Origin of the sequence: Kribbella steppae, assembly GCF_004342025.1 — a bacterium.
In the GTDB taxonomy this organism is placed as follows: Bacteria; Actinomycetota; Actinomycetes; order Propionibacteriales; family Kribbellaceae; genus Kribbella; species Kribbella steppae.
This window is the reverse complement of the sequence record NZ_SLWN01000018.1, coordinates 11196-29088: the sequence shown is the minus strand read 5'-3', so window position 1 is coordinate 29088 and position 17893 is coordinate 11196. Positions and strand designations below refer to the sequence as shown.

Genomic DNA, 17893 nt, shown 5'->3' with positions numbered 1-17893 from the left:
GGGAAGACGGTGGGGTCACGGCAGGATGACGGGGGGTCGCGCATGATCGGCGGGTGCTTGATCAGGTGGACAATCTGCTGCGGACTGTGTTGATGGCGGGGGTGCCCGGTGTCAGCGGTGAGGAGCAGGTGCGCTTTCAGCCGCCGGATGAGGCGTGGCTGGCGAGTGTGAGCCAGTTGCGGGTGAACGCGCTCAACGTTTACCTCTTCGACGTCCGGGAGCGGCGGGACCTGCGTTCCAACGAGTGGATCAGCGGCAGCGGATCGCAAGGCCCGACGCGGACTCCCGACCCGGTGCGGGTCGACTGCCACTACCTGGTGTCGGCGTGGAGCCCGGCAACGGTCACGCCGGCGACCGAGCCCACTCTGGATGAGCACAAGCTGCTGTACGACGCGTTGGCCGCGCTGCTGCGGTCGATGCCACTGGTCCCCGCGACGATCTACCCGAGGGACTCGCAGGCCTTCAAGGACCTCGATCCGTTGATCGCCGAGACTTCGCTCCCGGTCGAGGTGGTACCGCCCGAGGGGTTCCTCAAGCTGGCGGAGTTCTGGGGATCGATGGGGACCGGTATCCGTTGGAGGCCGGCGATCTGGCTGATCGTCACGGTCCCGGTCGGGCTGCGCACCGAGGTCAGCGGGCCGATGGTGACGACGCGGATCATCGAGTTCAGGCAGGGCGACGATCCCGCGACGGCCGAGGTGTTCGTCCAGATCGCGGGCACCGTGACGCAGGCCGACGCGGCACTCGAGGACGCGACCGTCAGCATCCGCCGTGACGACGTCCTGCTGCAGTCGGTCGACACCGGCGCCGACGGGCGGTTCACGTTCGCCGGGCTCCGCCCGGTACCACATGTCCTCCAGGTGAGCGCTCCGGGGGTCCCAAGCCACAGCGTCGCGATCAACGTCCCCGACCCGCTCGGACGATACGACATCGCCGTCCCGTAGGGCGGCGCCGAGGAGCACCCATGGCTGTCCAGGTTTCCTATCCAGGCGTGTACATCGAGGAGTTCGGTCCGGCGGCCCCGATCGAAGGGGTGAGTACGAGCACGGCCGCGTTCCTCGGGGTCGCCGAGAAAGGACCGCGGAACACCGCCACTCTGATCCAGAGCTGGGACAAGTTCCAGGAGGTCTTCGGCGGGTTCCTGTCCGGGCCCGAGGCCTGGTTGGCCCAGGGCGCGTACGGCTTCTTCCTGAACGGCGGTACGACGGCCTACGTCGTCCGGGTCTCGGACGCGGAGGAGTCCGCGGCTGACCTGCCTGACCGCGATACCGGTGTCGCGCTGACCGCGATCGCTGTGGCTGAGGGACCGGCCGGGGACACTGTCACTGTCACCGTGACCGACTCAAGCCGGGTCGACGACGCGCTGGCCAAGGTAGGCGGCTTGCCTATCGCAGAAGTGAAGAACGCCCGCAAGACATTGATGGTCGCGACCTCGGCCCCGTTCGAGGCGGGCAGCTTCGTGACAGTGGTCAAGGGAGCCGAGCGAGTCACCCGGCGGGTGGCCTCCGTGGCTGCCGACAGCGTCGTACTGACGACCGCGCTGCCCAGTACGCCGGACTTCACCAACGGCCTGATCACCGGCGCTCTCGTCGTGGCGAGTGCAGCACCCGCCGCCATCACGACGATGACGAGCCGCACCGTCCTGGCGATGAGTGATGCGAACCACGGACTCAGTCCTGGCGACAGTGTCATCGCCAAGGTCGGCACCAAGGAGTCACCCGGCACGATCCAGGGCGTCTCTGGCGCAACGATCACGCTGGCCGGCGCGCTGATCGGCACCGACGACTACACGGGAGGCACTCTGCGCCTCGCCGATCTCCCGCTCGGAGCCCGGCGGCTGCGAGTCGTCTCGCCGGCCACTGTGGCACTCAACCAGGTGGTTCCTCCCGGCACCTTGCTGGCGATCACCGCCGGTGCGACGACCGAGTACGTGCGGGTGGCATCGTCGGGCGGCGACATCATCGCGCTCGATGCTCCCGGCCTCACCAGCACGTACGGGCTGACCGACCCGGAGACGCCACCGGTGCTGACCAGCGCGGAGTTCGACCTGGTCGTGTTCGACGGATCGGCCGGCGCCTCGACCACGTACCCGCGTCTCGGTGTGGATTCGCGGCATCCGACGTACTGGGGAACTGTGGTCGATTCTTCGGTCGTCAGGCTGACCAATCCGGAGGAGGCCGCGCCGGCCGACTCCCGGCCGGCACCGGGCACCTACCCGCTCGTTGGTGGTGTGGCCGACGATCGGGCCGCCTCGTGGCAGAAGCTGCTGAACAGTCCGAGCACGTACCTCGACCCGCTGGGTGCTCGGCAGGACATCTCGCTCGTCGTGGTGCCCGGCGCCACGGATCCCAACCTCCAGTCCGCTCTTGTCGGGCACTGCGAGAGTCTGTACGACCGGTTCGCGCTGCTCGACTCATTGCCAGCGGCAAGTATCGAGACCGTCACCGACCAGTTCGCCACGGTCCGGTCCAGCAAGGGTTTCGCGGCGCTCTACTACCCCTGGATCCAGGTGCGTAACCCCGCGACCGGAGTCGCCGAGCTCTGGCCGCCGGCCGGTCACATCGCGGGAATCTACGCGCGCACCGATCAGACGCGGGGTGTGCACAAGGCTCCGGCGAACACCAATATCAGAGGCTCGCTCGGCGTCGAATCCCTGCTCAGCAACGCCGAACAGGGGCCGATCAACCTGCTCGGCATCAACGCCTTGCGGATCTTCCCCGGCCAGGCGCAGCCGGTCGTGTGGGGGGCAAGGACGACCGCCGGGGATCTCGATCGCAACTGGCAGTACGTCAACATCCGCCGGCTGTTCGTCTTCCTCGAGCAATCGATCGAACGAGGTATCCGCGGGTCGGTGTTCGAGCCGAACGACCTGCAACTGTGGCAGCGACTCAAGCGGACCATCACCAATTTCCTGACCCAGGTGTGGAAGGACGGCGCGCTGTTCGGCGCGAAGCCGGAGGAGGCGTTCTACGTGCGGATCGACGAGGTACTGAACCCGCCGTCGACCAGGTCACTCGGCCGGTTGTACATCGAGGTCGGCGTCGTCCCGACCTACCCCGCGGAGTTCATCGTGCTGCGAATCGGGATCTGGGACGGCGGTGCCGAGGTGAGCGAGTCCTGACCCTCGTACCGCTTTAATGCCAGCTGAGAAGAGGAGACACCGATGGCCACCGGGCAACGGATCGACCCGTACGCCAACTTCACCTTCCTGGTGGAGATCGACGGCATCACCAGGGCCGGCTTCGCCGATGCGAGCGGGTTCGACACCACGATCGACGTGCACGAGTACCGCGAGGGCGGGGACAACACGACGATGCGCAAACTGCCAGGACCGACGAAGTACGGCAACATCACGCTCAAGCGGGGGATCACCGACGACAGCGAGCTGTACGACTGGCTGCTCGGCATCGTCCGCGGCACGCCCGACCGGCGCAGCGGCTCGATCGTGATCACCGACCTGACCGGGGCCGAGAAGGCGCGGTGGAACTTCCGGGACGCCTGGCCGACGAAGTGGTCGGCCGGGGAGTTCTCTGCCAAGGGCAACGATGTCGCGATCGAAACACTCGAACTCGCGCACGAGGGACTCGAGCGAGGCTGACATGTTCCGGACCGAGTACGAGTTCACCCTGCCGATGGGGTACATCGACGCCGACGGCGCGTTGCGGCGAACGGGCACGATGCGCTTGGCCACCGCTGCCGACGAGATCCTGCCACTGCGCGATCCACGGGTGCAGAAGAACCCGGCGTACCTCGTCGTCATCCTGATGTCGCGTGTCGTCACCGCGCTCGACGGGGTCGACACCGTCACTCCGCAGGTCATCGAGGGTCTGTTCGCGGCCGATCTCGCCCATCTGCAGGACCTCTACAACGAGGTCAATCGGGTCGACGACCGGAGCCGATCGGTGAGCTGCCCGAACTGCCGGCAGAGCTTCGAGCTGGAGGTGGACGGCCTGGGGGGATCCGTGGCTACCCCGTCGATCAGCTGATCGAGGAGGTGGCCTTCCTCAGCTACCACCTGCATTGGCCGCACGACGAACTGATGGAACTCGAGCACCGCGATCGGCGGCTGTGGACGACCCAGGTGTCCGCTCTCAACGACCGGGCGAACGCTGACGACCGGAGGGAGTGAGCAACCGTGAATCGACACCACGCCTTCACCCGGCGCCTGGTCGACCAGCACCGGCGAACCGTCGCGCGGCTGCACTCGTTGCCCTCATCACTGCGACGGCTACCTGGCGTGCGGATCGACCGGAGCCTCCACCAGGTCGATCAGCGGCGTATGTCGCAGTGGACGATCCGGCCGGCCGTCCGAGTGACTATTGTTGCGCCAGGCAATCAATCGATGCCGGCTCTGGCCAGGCATCCCTCGAAGATCCGAGAGGTCCGAACGGTTCGAACGATTGCCGCGGTCGCGACCCGGCACACGACCGTCCACTCCTGGACAGACACTGTCGCCGTACGGACGCTGCCGGCCAGAACGGTCGAGCGATCCGCGCGGACTGTGGTGTCCAAGGTATTGAGCTCGCAGATCACCCGTCAGCCATTGGCCGTGACACCTCCGGCGCGCAGTCACGCAGTGCTTCCGCCCGTACCAACAACCTTGCGACGGGGGAGTAGTGCAACCACCGAGGCCGCGGTCCCGCAGACACCGCCGGCCGTGCCCGGCTGGGAGATCACGGATGCAGCGCCGTGGACGCGAGCCCCGCAGAACCCGGGTCCGCCGCCCCCAGCCGACGTCGAACGCTTGACCGACCAAGTCGTGGCCGCCATCGACCGGCGCCTGCTCGCGCACCTCGAACGCACCGGGAGGGGTTGGCGATGAGTGGACTGGAGAAGGCGACCTTGACGAACACCGTCACCGGTCGCCGTACGCCGGTGATGTTCAACCCCGGCGAGTACACCGTCAACCGGGACGTCACCTACGCACAGGCAGCGATACCAGGGCTGTCGGCACCTCTCCTGCAGTTCGTCCACGGCGGCATGCAGACCCTCGATATGGAACTGTTCCTGGATACCTACGAGGCGCATAGCGATGGCACCCGGGTGGTCAACGCGGCCGGGGACGACGTCCGAGCACTGGTCGCCCAGGTGACCGACCTGATGAACATCGACCCGACCACGCACGCGCCCCCGATCGCCCTGTTCACCTGGGGGAGCCTGACCTTCACCTGTGTACTCGCGCGGGCCGCGCAGCGGTTCGTGATGTTCCTGCCGGACGGGACCCCGGTCCGTGCGCGGATCCAGGTGACCTTCAACGAGTTCACCAACGCCGAGCTGGAGGCCAAGGAGATCAAGCGGGAGACCGCCGACTACACCAAGGTCCGCGTCGTCGGCCAGGGCGAGACGCTGGCCGCGATCGCTGCCGATGTGTACGCGGACCCGACTCAGTGGCGGCCGATCGCGGTGGCCAACCGGATCGACGACCCGCTCGCGCTGGTCGCCGGTACGGCGTTGTCCGTGCCGCGCTTGCCGTACACGGACCTCGCGTCGGGTGTGGTGATGCGCTGATGACCGTTGCCCTGAGCCCGCGCTACGCGCCGGACTACGCGATCACGATCAACGGCAGCCCACTGCCCGCGCCGTTGCGGACGGCGGTCACCAGCGTGCGTTATCAGGACGGGCGCCAGGCCGCGGACCGGGTCGAGGTCGGTCTGGCGAACCCGGACCTGCGCTGGCTGCGCGAACACGTGCGCGGGCTCGGTTTCAGTGTCCCGACCGGCGTACGGATCGGTCCGGTCGGCGTGACCGGTCTGCCACCGGGGCTGCTCGACCTGGACAATGCGGTCAACCTGTCGCTCGGCTATGCCGGGTCCCCGCTCGAGCCGGTCTTCGAAGGCGACCTCACCGGGTTGACGATGAGCTTCCCGAACGGCGGGATGCCATCGGTCACCCTGATCGCGCACGACCACCTGCACCGGCTCGCCCAAGGGTCCGCGGCCCGCGGCTTCGGTCTGCTGCCCGACTTCCTGATCGCGTCCATCCTGGCCGCGGAGAACCTGCTGCTGCCCTCGATCGACCCCACGATCATCGGGGCGTCGACGGCGATCGCAGCGCTCAACTTCGTGTTCGGTGGCAGCGGACGCAAGCAACGCGGCCAGAGTGACCTGCAGTTCCTGGCCGAGATCGCCAACTCCTACGACGCCGACTTCTGGGTGGAGGGCAACGTTCTCTACCTGTCCCGGTTCCTGAAGGAGTACACGCCCCGGATGACGCTCGCGTGGGGCCAGTCGCTGCTCGACTTCGCTCCGCGGATCAGCACGGTCGGTCAGGTGGCCGGGGTCTCGATGAAGTTCACCCTGCGGGAGATCCCGCTCGACTTCCTGGTCACGGTGTTCTGGGATTTCGACCGCGAGACGCTGGGGGTCTCGGTCCTGCCCGGTGTCGCCGCGGCCGCCGGCCTGCCGTTCTCCGGACCGGCGCTGACCGTCATCGATCAGCCGATCGCGTCTCCGGCCGACATCACCACCAGCGCGTTGCGGATCTACAGCGATCTGCGGCGGCGGTTGAACAGCAGGCTGACCGGCTCGGCCTCGGCGATCGGTGATCCGGCGATCCGGGCCGGCGCCGTGATCCGGCTGGAAGGGCTCGGGCCTGACTTCAGCGGCGACTACCGGATCACCGCGGCCACCCACACGATCGACACCGGCGGCTACCGGACGAACTTCGACGTCTGCAAGGAGATCCTGCCATGATCGAGGAGGTGCTGGACGCCCGCGCGAGCGAGCAGGACGAACTGCACAAGAAGTTCTACGGCGTCGTGGTCGGCAAGGTCATCCTCACCACCGACCCGTTGATGCTCGGCCGGGTCAAGGTGCAGGTGCCGTTCATCGACTCCGCCGATCTCGCCGCCTGGGCGCGGGTCGCGACGCCGATGGCCGGGCTCCTGTCCGGCCAGTACATGATTCCCGATCTGGGCGACGAGGTTCTGGTTGCCTTCGAGCACGGTGACGTCAACGCGCCGTACATCCTGGGGTGCCTGTGGAACGCAACCACTCCGCCACCGCTGCCCAGCCCGCTGCCGCAGATCCGCGCGATCCGTACACCGCTCGGCAACCAGGTGGCCTTCCGGGAGGCGCCGCCCGCGATCACCATCACCACGCCGGACATGACCCAGGCCGCGCCCGGCCTGCCGCCCGGGATCACCTTGGCCAGCAACACGATGATCACCCTGCAGTGCGGTGCGACCCGGCTGGTGCTCAGTCCGGCCGGGGTCACGATCACCGCACCGGCGGTCACGGTGACGAGTACGGGGGCCGTGTCCACCAGCGGCACCAGCGTCTCGCTGACCGGCTCCGGCGCGGTGAGTCTCAGCGCCGGCGGGGCCTGCAGCCTGACCGGCTCCGTCGTGAAGATCAACTAGGAGTTCCGATGGCTTTCGCAGCCCGGGTGGGCGATCCGACCGCCCACCCCGGAACCGTCACCGGTCCCGGGGTGGCGAACGTGCTGATCGCCGGGATGCCCGCTGCGGTGGTCGGTGACATGCATGCCTGCTCGATGCCGCCGACCGCGGGCCCGCATCCACCGAGCCCCTTCCCGACCGGAAGCACCACCGTCCTCATCGGCGCCCGGCCGGCGCTGCGGATGGGTGACATGGCCGGATGCGGCGCGCCGATCGTCGCCGGTGCGCCGACCGTGCTGATCGGAGGCTGACGTGGCACCCGGACAGGAGCAGGCCTTCCTCGGGGTGGGCTGGGCCTTTCCGCCGTCGGCCGGGCCGAACGGCGACGTCAGCGTCGCGGCCTACGAGGAGGACGTCCGGCAGGCGATCAGGATCATTCTCGGTACCTCGCCGGGGGAGCGGGTGATGCGGCCGACGTTCGGCGCGGGCCTGCGCGACCTCGTGTTCGAGCCACTCAGTACGACGACGATGGCGCTGGCCCGGCATCGCGTCGAGGTGGCGCTGGCCACCTGGGAACCCCGGATCGACGTTCGCGAGGTCGTCGTCCGGGCGGCCCGGCAGGACAGCCGGATGGATATCGAGGTGTCCTATCTGGTCAGGTCCACCAACACCTTCTACAACCTCGTCTACCCCTTCTACCTGCTCGAGGGCGGTGAACGATGACCCGGGTTCCCGTCGTCGGTCCGCACGATCCCGACCAGGTGTACGCCGACCTGCTGCAGCGGCTGCCGGGGTTCGAGCCGGGCTGGTCGGTGGGGTACGGGCCGGGGGCGGCGCTGGTGCGCGCCTACGCCCGCTTCCTGTCCACCCTCGGCGACCGGCTCGATCGGGCTCCGGACAAGAGCCGGTTGGCCTTCCTCGATCTGCTCGGCGTCTCCCTGCTGCCGGCGAAGCCCGCTCGCGCGCCGGTGGTGTTCAGCCTTCCGCCGGGCGGTGGAGACACCCGCGCACCGGCTGGGTCCCAGGTAGCTGCCACGGTCGCGGACCGGGTGGAGCCGCTGGTCTTCGAGACCGAGGCCGACACCGGTCTGTGTGCTGCGCGGCTGGTCGAGGTGGCTGCCGTCTGGCCAGGCCAGGACTCCTGGGCCGATCACGGCGCCGCGGCCCGGTCCGGATCGCCTTTCACGTTGTTCGATCCGTTGAGTCCGGTACCGCATGAGCTCTACCTGGCCCATCGCACCCTGCTGGCGCTGTCGGGCGCCGTGACGGTCGAGGTGACGCTGGAGTTGTCGCAGGTGGCGCCGGCGCCGATGGACATGGTCTGGGAGTACTGGGACGGGGAGACGTGGCGTGGCTTCAAGTCCTTCGTGCCGGTGGCGACCGCCATCAACAGCGACAGCGTCGACGGAACCCTCGGCCTGACCCGGAGCGGCACGGTCCGACTGGTGGCCGACTGCTCGACGTCCGAACCCCGCACCGTCGCCGGTATCGAATCACACTGGATCCGCGGTCGCCTCGCCGCCGCGCTCCCGCCGAACAGGGCCGGTGCGCGACCCGCCGTCGATCGGGTCCGCCTCCGCTCGGTCGTTGCCCCGAGCATGGGTGTGATCAGGCTGGCCGGCCCGGACGGTGGCCGCGAGCGACAGATCTGGCTGTCCTCATCCGGGTTGTCGGGCCAGGGGATCGACCTGTCCGACGCGTTCGCCGTACTGTCCGATCCCGGCAAGCCGGACGAGCCGTTCCCGACCCAGAGCCTCGCCTCCGGCTCGGCCCAGTGGGACGGCGTCGATTTCCACGACTACACGGTGCAGGTCACTGTCCCCGGTTACACCACCTTGGTCCAGACCATCTCGCCCACCAAGGGCGCGAGTATGTACTTCCTGGTCACCGACTTCAGCGGCCTGGCCCTCGACAAGGCGGTGAACGATGGGCTGCCCGTGGACCTGACCACGACCTTCTTCCCGTTCGGGCAGAACCCGCAGACCGGCAGCGTTTTCGCGATCTCGTTGGCCGAGGCGATGACCAAGCCGCTGGCCACGGTCAGCCTGCTCTCGGTGGCGGCCAGCACCGGCCGGCTCACCACCGCGCCGACCGGCGTGACGGTCTCCGAACTGACGCCGACAGTGGTGGGCGAGTACTTCGACGGGCGCGGCTGGTCCGACCTGGGCATCGCCGAGTCGACTGCACTCGGGCTGTTCACCACGGTCTGGCAGAAGCTGATCACCTTCACCGTGCCTGCCGACGTCGCGACGGCCGAGATCGCCGGCCTGGAAGCGCCCTGGATCCGCTTCCGGATCGCCAACCAGACCTTCGGTGCGACGCTGACCACCAAGTGGGAGGACGCGGGCGGCGCCGACCACGACTTCCGCGTGGTCGAGCCGAGGCCACCGGTTCTCGGCAGCCTCCGGGGCGGTTACGTCTATCGCTCGCCGCAAGTCGTGCCCGAGGCGTGCCTCGCCTACAACGACTTCAGCTACATCGATCACACCGCGGCGGCCAGGGACCGCGGCTCGGCCTTCGAGCCGTTCGTCCCGGTGCGCGACATGACACCGACCCTGTACTTCGGATTCGACCGCAGACTGCCGGCCGACATCGTCAGCATGTACCTCGACGTGGCCGAGACCGAAGGGCTCATCAGCGGCCCCGGACTGGTCTGGGAGCACTGGAACGGAACGGAATGGGTGGCTGTCACGGTCCGGGACGAGACGGCGAATCTGGCGCTGCCCGGGATGGTCGCAGTCGCCTCGCCAGGCTCGGTACCGCCGCCGCTGGTGTCGGTACTCACCGCAACCCTGACGACCGCCGAACTCGTCGACGAGGTGGCCGCGTCGTCGTTCCGCGCCGGAGACCTGGTCACCGTCTTCACCGACTCCGCGTCGGAGACCGTCACGGTGGCCGGGATCCATGGCTCCACGGTGACGTTCACGAGGCCACTCACCCAGGTGTACACCCGTGCCTTCCTGACCATCGCGGGCCTGCCGAGGTTCGGCACTCCGCGCGATGCCTGGTTGCGGGCCAGACTGCGGATCGACGGCGAGCCGCGACGGGCCGAGCTCGGAGGGGTGTTCCTCAACGCCGCGTGGGTGGCGCAGGTGCAGACCATCCGAGGCGAGGTCCTCGGTGGCGGCACCGGGCAACCGGGACAGGCCGTGACGTGCCGGCAGACTCCGGTTCTGCCGGGGCAGGTGCTGGAGATCCGCGAGCTGTCCGGCGCTCGCGCCGATGTCGAGCAGGAGATTCTCCGCGCCGAGGCGGTGGCGGCAGGGCTGGGCGACGATGCCCTTCGCCTGGTCACCGATCCACGGACGGGCCGGACGACCGAGGTGTGGGTCCGTTGGGTGGAGCAACCGAACCTGCACTTCTCCGGTCCGGGCGACCGGCACTACGTGATCGAGCGGTCGCAGGGCCGGATCGTCTTCGGTGACGACCGGCACGGCCGCATCCCGCCGGCCGGTACCGACAACGTGCGGCTGGCGAGCTACCTCTCCGGTGGCGGCGCCCAGGGCAACGTTCCGGCCGGGGCGATCTCGCAACTGCTCTCGGGGATCCTGGCCACGTCCGTGTCCAACGTCCGTGCGGCGGAAGGCGGTGCGGACAACGAGACCGTGGACGCGGTCGCATCGCGCGGTTCGGGCCTGGTCCGCAGCCGGGTGCAGGCCGTGACCCCCGCGGACTACGAGGCACTGGCGCAGGAGGCATCGCCCGCAGTGGCTGTCGCTCGAGCCCTGCCATGTACGGACTCGTCGGGTCGCCCGGCGCCGGGATGGGTGCGGATAGCGATCGTTCCGCACAGTTTCGACCCGCGGCCGATTCCGTCGTTCGGTTTGCGCCGGGAGGTCGAGAACTACCTGCGCGCCCGCTGCCCGGCATCGATGGGTCGCCAGGTGACGGTGGTGTCACCGCAGTACCACCCGGTCGGCGTCTCGGCCACCGTGGTGCCGGTGGACCTGGACCAGGGCGGCGTGGTGATCGCCGCGGTGAGTTCGGCGCTGACCGCCTTCCTGCACCCGCTCGGCGGTGGCCCGGACGGCCGCGGCTGGCCGTTCGGGCGGGACGTCCACCTGTCCGACGTCGCTCGGTTGATCGAGCTGCTCCCCGGCGTCGACCACCTGGATGCCGTCGAGTTGCTGGCCGACGGTATCCCTCGGGGCGACGTGGTCGCCGTACCGGCGGAGCGGATCGTGGTCTGTGGCCCGCTGGTGCTGCGGCTCGCGGGAGGGGAGAGCTGACATGCCACTCCCATTGCCGAACCTCGACGACCGCCGCTGGGCCGACCTCGTCGAAGAAGGCCGCGCCCTGATCCCGAGGTACGCACCTGGCTGGACGGACCACAACGTCTCCGACCCGGGGATGACACTGCTCGACCTGCTGGCGTGGGTGATCGAGGCCGATCTGTACCGGGTGAACAGGGTGACCGATCGCTTCCGGCGGAAGTTCCTGGCTCTCGTCGGGCTCAGCGCCTCACCACCGAGGCCGGCCGTCGCGACGATAGCGCTGAGCACGATCTCCGGCGTACCCCGGCACCTTCCGGCGGGGACCATACTCTCGGCGCGGCAAGCGCCGGGTGACGCTCCGCTGCTGTACCGGCTTGACCGTGAGGTCACCATCACGGGGCTGACGGTGGCGGCGGTCCAGGTCGCCGGCACTCTCGCCGACGGCTCGTCGCACATGATCGACCGGTCGGCGGACCTGCGCGCGGGCCAGCCGATCGCCGCGTTCGGTGACGACCCGGACGGGCGGACCGAGGCAGCGCTGCTCGTCGGCCTCGAAGCTGACCCCTCGCTCGTGGCGGGGGAGGTGCTCACCCTCGCTTTGGTGGTGAGCGAGTCCGATGATGCCGACGCGGAGCGGGATGCGATGGCGACGGCCGACATCGACCCGCGCGTGCACCACGGTTGCCGAACCGTCTGGGAGTGGTACGACGGCGAGACCTGGCGGGCGTTTCCCGCGAGTGCTGTCGTCGACGACACTCGTGCGCTGACGCTGAGCGGTGCCGCCCGGATCGAAGTACCGCCGAGCTGGCCTGGCTCCGTCCTCGGCGCGGTGACGATCCCGCTTCGCTGGCTGCGATGCCGGCTTTCCGAAGGCCGGCCGGACGCTGGGCCGAAGGTGTCCGCGGTCGTCGGTGATGCGGTCCCCGTCGTACAGGCCGTTTCCGCCCACTCATCGCTCCCGGTCGCGCCGGGGGTCGAGCTTCCCGCGGGCACGCCGGTCGTCGGGTGGCGTGGCCGGGTACGGATCAGTCTCGACCGCACCAACCGGGTGGTCCGGTTCGATCAGCCGGCAACAGATGGCGTTCTCTGCACCGTGGTCGGCTGGCGCCCGCCGATCGGTCTGGTGGAAGGCGAACTGTCCTTGACCGTGCAGCGGGTCGGGCCGCTTCGTGGCGAGCCGGCCGAGACGATCGTCGTCGTCCCCGGCGCGCCGATTCTGCCGGCCTCGCTGAGCGTCTGGACCACGGACTCCGACGGCGCGACGGAGCAACGGTGGTCCGCCGTCGCCGACTTCGATTCGGGTACGGCGAAGGATGCGGCGTACACGGTTGATCCGGTCACCGGGACCCTCACCTTCGGCGACGGCGACCACGGTCGCACGTTGCCGGGTGGACACCACGCCTGGGTCAGCGCGGACCTGACGGCCGGTGCCTCCGGGACGCCAGGCCCGCCGGCAACCTGGGAACTGGCCGATGATCCCCGCAACCACGCCGTCTTCGGCCCGGCGACAGATCTCGGCCTCATCCGTGCGGACGTGACCATCACCCTGGTCGCGTCCTCGGTCCGGCCCGGATCCGACGCGGGCGATCTCGCCGAAGCCGAAGGCCTCGCCGCTGAAGAATTGTGGGCGCACGAACGGCTCCTCGAGCTCGCGACCGGCTCCCCGCCGTCGCTCGATCAGGTGGCCCCCGAGGCCGTCCTCGGCCGGGCTGCCCCCGACCGGGCCGGCACACTCGTCGACTTCGAGCGGCTGGCCCGTGGAGTTCCGGGTACGTCGGTGGCGCGCGCCCGCGCGTGGTCCGCGCTCGACACCGGACACCCGTGCCTGACAGCGCCCGGAACAGTGGCCGTCGTGGTGGTGCCGTCGGTGCCGGCGTCGCGTCCCGAACCCACTCCGGGTTTGCTCCGTACCGTCCGGTCGTACCTGTCGGCCCGCCGTACTCTCGGGAGCAAGTTGCTCGTGGTCGGCCCGCGGTACGTCGAAGTGGCGGTGGCGGCGTCCGTCGCGGCGATCGAGGGTGCGGATCGCGATCGGGTCCAGCACGACGTGACGGCTGCGCTGACGGCCTTCCTCGATCCGCTGTCCGGGGGACCGGCCGGTCTCGGCTGGCCGTTCGGGCGCGACGTCGTTCGCGGTGAGGTGCTGCAGGTCGTGGCTTCGGTCCCCGGCGTGGACTACGTGGCCGGCCTCGAGCTGACCGCAGTCAGTCCCGGGTGCCCACCGCTGCCCGGCGGCTGCGGCAACGTCGCGGTCGCGCCGACCATGCTGGTTGCCTCTGGCAAGCATCAGGTGGAGGTGAGCTGAGATGAGCAGCACGGATTCGGCCGCGGTCCGGCGCATCACCTGGCTGGACAGGCAGCGGCTGGAGGCCGGGGACCTCGCGGACCAGCACGGCCGGCAGGCCTTCACCCGCAGGCTGCACACCAGCATCGTGCATGATGCCTGGGGAATCGCGCTGGGCTTCGGGATCGATCTGTACTCCCGCCGGGGCCAGATCACGGTCGCGCCGGGACTGGCCTACGACCGGCTCGGCCGCGAACTGGTCAGCGCGGGTTCGATCGCGGTGCCGTCGCCGGAGCCGTCGAACGACGGGACCAGCCACTGGTTCGATCTGGTGATGCGATGGGCCGGCCTCGAAGACCTGCGGGCCGGCCGTGACCCGGCTGGATCCTGCCTGACCGGATCGGCCGTGTACGAGGAGCGCCCGCTGCTGCGGTGGGCCGACGCGGGCCCGGTGCAGGACCGGAACGGTAATGCGATCCGCCCGTCCCGGTACGGCGAAGGCGTCCGGCTCGGGCTCGACCTGCCGCTGGCGCGGATCCTGGTCAACCCCGACGGTGGAACGGACGACCTCGACCTGTCCACCCGACGTACGGCGCACGGACTCGCGCGCCCGCACATCGCGGGCGGGACGATCCGGCAGGGAGTCGTCGAGCTCGACCAGGGCAGCGATCATCGCCGGTGGAGCCTTTCGGTGAGTACCGATGAGGGCGGTTTCACCTCGTCGGACACGACCTACCTCGTCGCTCTTGGTGCACACCCGTGGGGGGACACCTCGGGGTTCAACTCCGGCGACGCCGGCGAGTTGGTCTCGGCCCGCGAGGTGCTGGCTGACCAGTTGCCGTACGGCCAGGGCCCGTTCCTGGAGGTGTGGGACCGAAGCCGGACGCGGTTCCGGTTGACGGTACGCCACGGCCTGCCCGAGCGGTTCGCCTTCCGGGCCTCGATCCGGATCGACCTCAACCCCGTGCCGGTGCACTGGGTCGGCATCGATTGGTCCGGCCGGGCGGCACCGGGCTCGTCTCTCATCAACCGGACTGCCGGCCCGGCAGGAGGACCGCTGTGACCACGAACAACGACATCCCGATCCTGACCAGGCCGGCCTTCTTCGCGGGGCAGCAGCTGCGGGCGGCCGATCTCGGCGCGCTGACTTCCTACCACCGTGAGCTCTCCTGGCTCCACAACCGCAGTCTGCACAACTGGGGGCTGGCCACCGGGTACTCGGTCACCGGGCGCACCGATGAGAGCCAGGTGGTGGTGGGAGCGGGATTCGCCCTCGACAGTCAGGGCCACGAGCTGATCCTGACCGATGAACAGATCCTTCCGGTCCCGGCGGTCGCCGGTGACGCCAAGGGTGAGCCCGCGACGTACTTCCTCACCGTGTCCTGGCTGGACGACGAAGACATCTCCCCAGAGGAACGCACCGGAGTCTGCGGGACGTCGGGTGCGGTCCGGCGGCCGGAGACCGTGAACCTGCGCTGGCAGGACCCGAACGACCGGATGCCGGGCAGCGCGTTCCGGCCGGGTCTCGACGTCGTACTGGCCAGTGTGGCGGTGCAGCGATGCCGGCTCGCCGGTGACGTATCAGGCGCCGAGCGGCGCAACGCGATGCCCGAGGAGATTCCCTATGTCTTCTCTGGACAGACGCCGCCCGGTGGAACCATCTGGCGATTCTGGCCCGACGACACGTCGCCGATCGGGGTGTCGACCCAGGTGAGTACGGCTGAGGCCGGCTTCGGCGCGACTCCGCGGTACGTCGCGCACGTGATCGGTCCCAGGGATGTCGAGTTCGGCATCGAGGGTGGTCAGCGTGCTGTCGTCGAGGGCTATCCGGACGTGGCCGGAGCCGGAGCGTCCGGCTTCGAGCTCCGGGTGATCCTGCCGCTCGAGGGCTACGCGGGGCAGGGCGACAATACGGTGCTGCTCAATCCGGAGGAGGTTGTCCACGACCCCAACTTCCCGCAGATGTTGACGGTCCAGTTGGGCTGGCACGTTGCATGGGTGGGGGTCGAGGGCTGATGGTGACCACCTCGACGCAGCGTCCGACCTACCGGTTCTTCAACACCGGCGACGGATGGCCCGGCCTCGGCGCCGATGGGGTGACCGTCGATGCCGACGGCCGGCTAGGGCTTGTCGTCGTACCCGGCGTCGACCCGGCGGGTCAGGTCTGCCTGCCGGTGACGACCGAGACGACTGGCCCGCGGGGATACCGGTACGTCGTGCAGCCGGCCGCGGGCACCGTGTCGGTCGTCGACCCGCCGTCGGGGCAGACGATCGCGGTCTGGGGGCCGTTCGCCGGTCCCTCGTACGTCGTCGGCGACGCGAATGCTGTCTTCCTCGTCGAAGCTGAAGCGCGGGCTGTCACCCGGCTCGACGCGGAGGGGATCGTGGACGAGTCGTGGTGGGCGGCGGTGTCGGCCTGGTCCGGCCCGGTGGTTGCCCGGGGCATCGAGCTGGTCGAGCTGGGAACCGGGGCTCGCGTCGTCGTGCTCGCCGACGCTGCCGACGAGGGGACCAGGATCCTGGTCGCGGACCTCGACGGCGCCCAGGATGAGACTGCCGGCGCTGCGTGGAACTTGCTCGAGGAGCGTCGTCGTGACCCGCGGACCGGGCGCTGGCAGGTCAGCAGGGTCGGAGCGTTGACCGGGCTGGCGGTGGACGTCGCCGGTGGCAGGCTCGTGGTCGTTGCCCAGGGCGACGTTCTCTGCTTCGACCTGGCCGGCCGCTGGATCGGTCGCGCCGAGACTCCGGACGGGTGGCGAAGCCGGCGGGTGTTCGCCGTACCAGGGCCGTGCGACAGCACGCGGTACGTCGTCACCGGAGTCGAGGCCGGTGACGCACTCGTCCTCGACCCGCTCGGCGCCTGGGCCCGACTCGGAACGTTCGTGTGCGGACCGATCAGCACCGGTGCGATGCAGGCTGCCTGGGGCGAACTGCGGGCCCGAACCATGGTGCCGGCCGGCGGCGGACTCCGGCTGTGGACTCTCGCCTCGTTCGACGACGTGCCGCCGGACCCGGACAGTATTCCTGGTGACCTGAGTGCGCCCTCGGCCCTTGCCTGGACACCGCTCCCCGGCGATCCGCGCGGTGCACTCGTCGGCAGCGAGCCCTCGTCGTACCTGTGGCTCGGCGGGCTGTTGACGGGTGACGGGCGGGGGACTCCTACGGTCGAACAGGTTCGGGTCGATGTCGCCACCGGGTCCTGGCTCTCCTATCTGCCACCGCTGTACGCCGAACCCGGGCCGTCGGCGGAGTTCCTCGACCGGATGCTGCGGTGGTTGCAGAGCGACCTCCGCGACAACGAGGAACTGCTGGACCAACTGCCGGCCCGGTTCGATCCGCGGGCCGCCGACGACACAGCAACAGGGACCGCGAGGACCACGCTCGACGAACTGGCCGGCTGGCTGGGAGTGACGCTGGACGAGCAATGGCCCGAGTCGCGCCGGCGCGCCGTCACGGCCGAGGCGCATCGTCTGCATGCGATGCGAGGCACTGCCGGCGGACTCGAGCGGCTACTGAGCCTCCGCCTGGACGCGCCGGTAGCCGTGCTCGATCCGCCGGACTCGGTGAGTCTGTGGGTGCTCGACGATGTGGGCGGCCCTCAACCGGCGCTCGGTCTCACGACTCGGCTGGCCTCATCGGCGCCCGGCGGAGCGGTCGTCGACTCGACCGCCATCCCGGGTGGGTCGACACTGTCCGATGGCACTGACTACGGGGCACCGTTGTACGAGGCCGGGGCACACCGGTTCTGTGTCCAGGCCTACGCCGCCGACCTGCCCGAGCAGGCCGACCAGGACGAGCTACGACGGCTCGTCGATGCCGAGAAGCCGGCTCATCTCGTCTATCACCTCTGCCTGATCGATGCGGCCGCCAGGGTCGGATTCCAGGCCCGGGTCGGCGTCGACGCCATCGTGGCCGGTCCCGCCGGTGACCTGGTCCTCGACGCCGGTGCCGGTCTCGGCGTCGACTCGACCCTTGATCGAACCGGCTCGCCGGATCCCGGCAGAAGCGTCCGCGTCGGTACCGCCGCGCTCGGGAAAGGACTGCAGCTGACATGAA

General features: G+C 69.5%; 15 protein-coding genes. All 15 read left to right on the top strand.

Features of this window, described 5'->3' with window-relative positions:
- Window positions 1-53: 53 nt before the first annotated feature.
- Window positions 54-944 (top strand): Pvc16 family protein, encoded by an 891-nt coding sequence (locus EV652_RS37800; protein WP_132214649.1) that lies wholly within the window; start codon window positions 54-56, stop codon window positions 942-944.
- Between the two features lie 20 nt (window positions 945-964).
- Complete coding sequence (locus tag EV652_RS37795; protein WP_132214647.1) at window positions 965-3121, top strand: phage tail sheath subtilisin-like domain-containing protein; 2157 nt, start codon at window positions 965-967, stop codon at window positions 3119-3121.
- Between the two features lie 42 nt (window positions 3122-3163).
- Window positions 3164-3598: a phage tail protein gene (locus EV652_RS37790; protein ID WP_132214645.1), complete on the top strand. Its 435-nt coding sequence runs from the start codon at window positions 3164-3166 to the stop codon at window positions 3596-3598.
- A gap of 1 nt (window position 3599) precedes the next feature.
- Window positions 3600-3986, top strand: coding sequence for a phage tail assembly protein (locus EV652_RS37785; protein ID WP_132214643.1), 387 nt, complete (start codon window positions 3600-3602; stop codon window positions 3984-3986).
- 8 nt (window positions 3987-3994) lie between these two features.
- Window positions 3995-4129 carry a DUF6760 family protein gene (locus EV652_RS45920; protein WP_255512678.1) on the top strand — a complete coding sequence of 45 codons (135 nt, stop codon included), beginning with the start codon at window positions 3995-3997 and terminating at the stop codon, window positions 4127-4129.
- 689 nt (window positions 4130-4818) lie between these two features.
- Window positions 4819-5508, top strand: a complete 690-nt coding sequence (locus EV652_RS37780; protein WP_132214641.1) for a CIS tube protein — start codon at window positions 4819-4821, stop codon at window positions 5506-5508.
- Window positions 5508-6692, top strand: coding sequence for a phage late control D family protein (locus EV652_RS37775; protein WP_132214639.1), 1185 nt, complete (start codon window positions 5508-5510; stop codon window positions 6690-6692). Before EV652_RS37780 ends, EV652_RS37775 begins: the two co-directional genes overlap by 1 nt.
- Window positions 6689-7360: a phage baseplate assembly protein V gene (locus tag EV652_RS37770; RefSeq protein ID WP_132214637.1), complete on the top strand. Its 672-nt coding sequence runs from the start codon at window positions 6689-6691 to the stop codon at window positions 7358-7360. The genes EV652_RS37775 and EV652_RS37770 overlap by 4 nt, the downstream gene beginning before the upstream one ends.
- 8 nt (window positions 7361-7368) lie before the next feature.
- A complete protein-coding gene (locus tag EV652_RS37765; protein ID WP_132214635.1) occupies window positions 7369-7650 on the top strand; it encodes a PAAR domain-containing protein in 282 nt (93 codons plus the stop codon).
- Window position 7651: 1 nt separating this feature from the next.
- Window positions 7652-8062 (top strand): GPW/gp25 family protein, encoded by a 411-nt coding sequence (locus EV652_RS37760; protein WP_132214633.1) that lies wholly within the window; start codon window positions 7652-7654, stop codon window positions 8060-8062.
- Window positions 8059-11568: a baseplate J/gp47 family protein gene (locus EV652_RS37755; RefSeq protein WP_132214631.1), complete on the top strand. Its 3510-nt coding sequence runs from the start codon at window positions 8059-8061 to the stop codon at window positions 11566-11568. The genes EV652_RS37760 and EV652_RS37755 overlap by 4 nt, the downstream gene beginning before the upstream one ends.
- Window position 11569: 1 nt before the next feature.
- Window positions 11570-13858, top strand: coding sequence for a baseplate J/gp47 family protein (locus EV652_RS37750; RefSeq protein WP_132214629.1), 2289 nt, complete (start codon window positions 11570-11572; stop codon window positions 13856-13858).
- Window position 13859: 1 nt separating this feature from the next.
- Window positions 13860-14900 (top strand): hypothetical protein, encoded by a 1041-nt coding sequence (locus tag EV652_RS37745; protein WP_132214627.1) that lies wholly within the window; start codon window positions 13860-13862, stop codon window positions 14898-14900.
- Window positions 14897-15853: a hypothetical protein gene (locus EV652_RS37740; RefSeq protein ID WP_132214625.1), complete on the top strand. Its 957-nt coding sequence runs from the start codon at window positions 14897-14899 to the stop codon at window positions 15851-15853. Before EV652_RS37745 ends, EV652_RS37740 begins: the two co-directional genes overlap by 4 nt.
- Window positions 15853-17892 carry a phage tail protein gene (locus EV652_RS37735; RefSeq protein WP_132214623.1) on the top strand — a complete coding sequence of 680 codons (2040 nt, stop codon included), beginning with the start codon at window positions 15853-15855 and terminating at the stop codon, window positions 17890-17892. The genes EV652_RS37740 and EV652_RS37735 overlap by 1 nt, the downstream gene beginning before the upstream one ends.
- The last annotated feature ends 1 nt before the right edge of the window (window position 17893 follow it).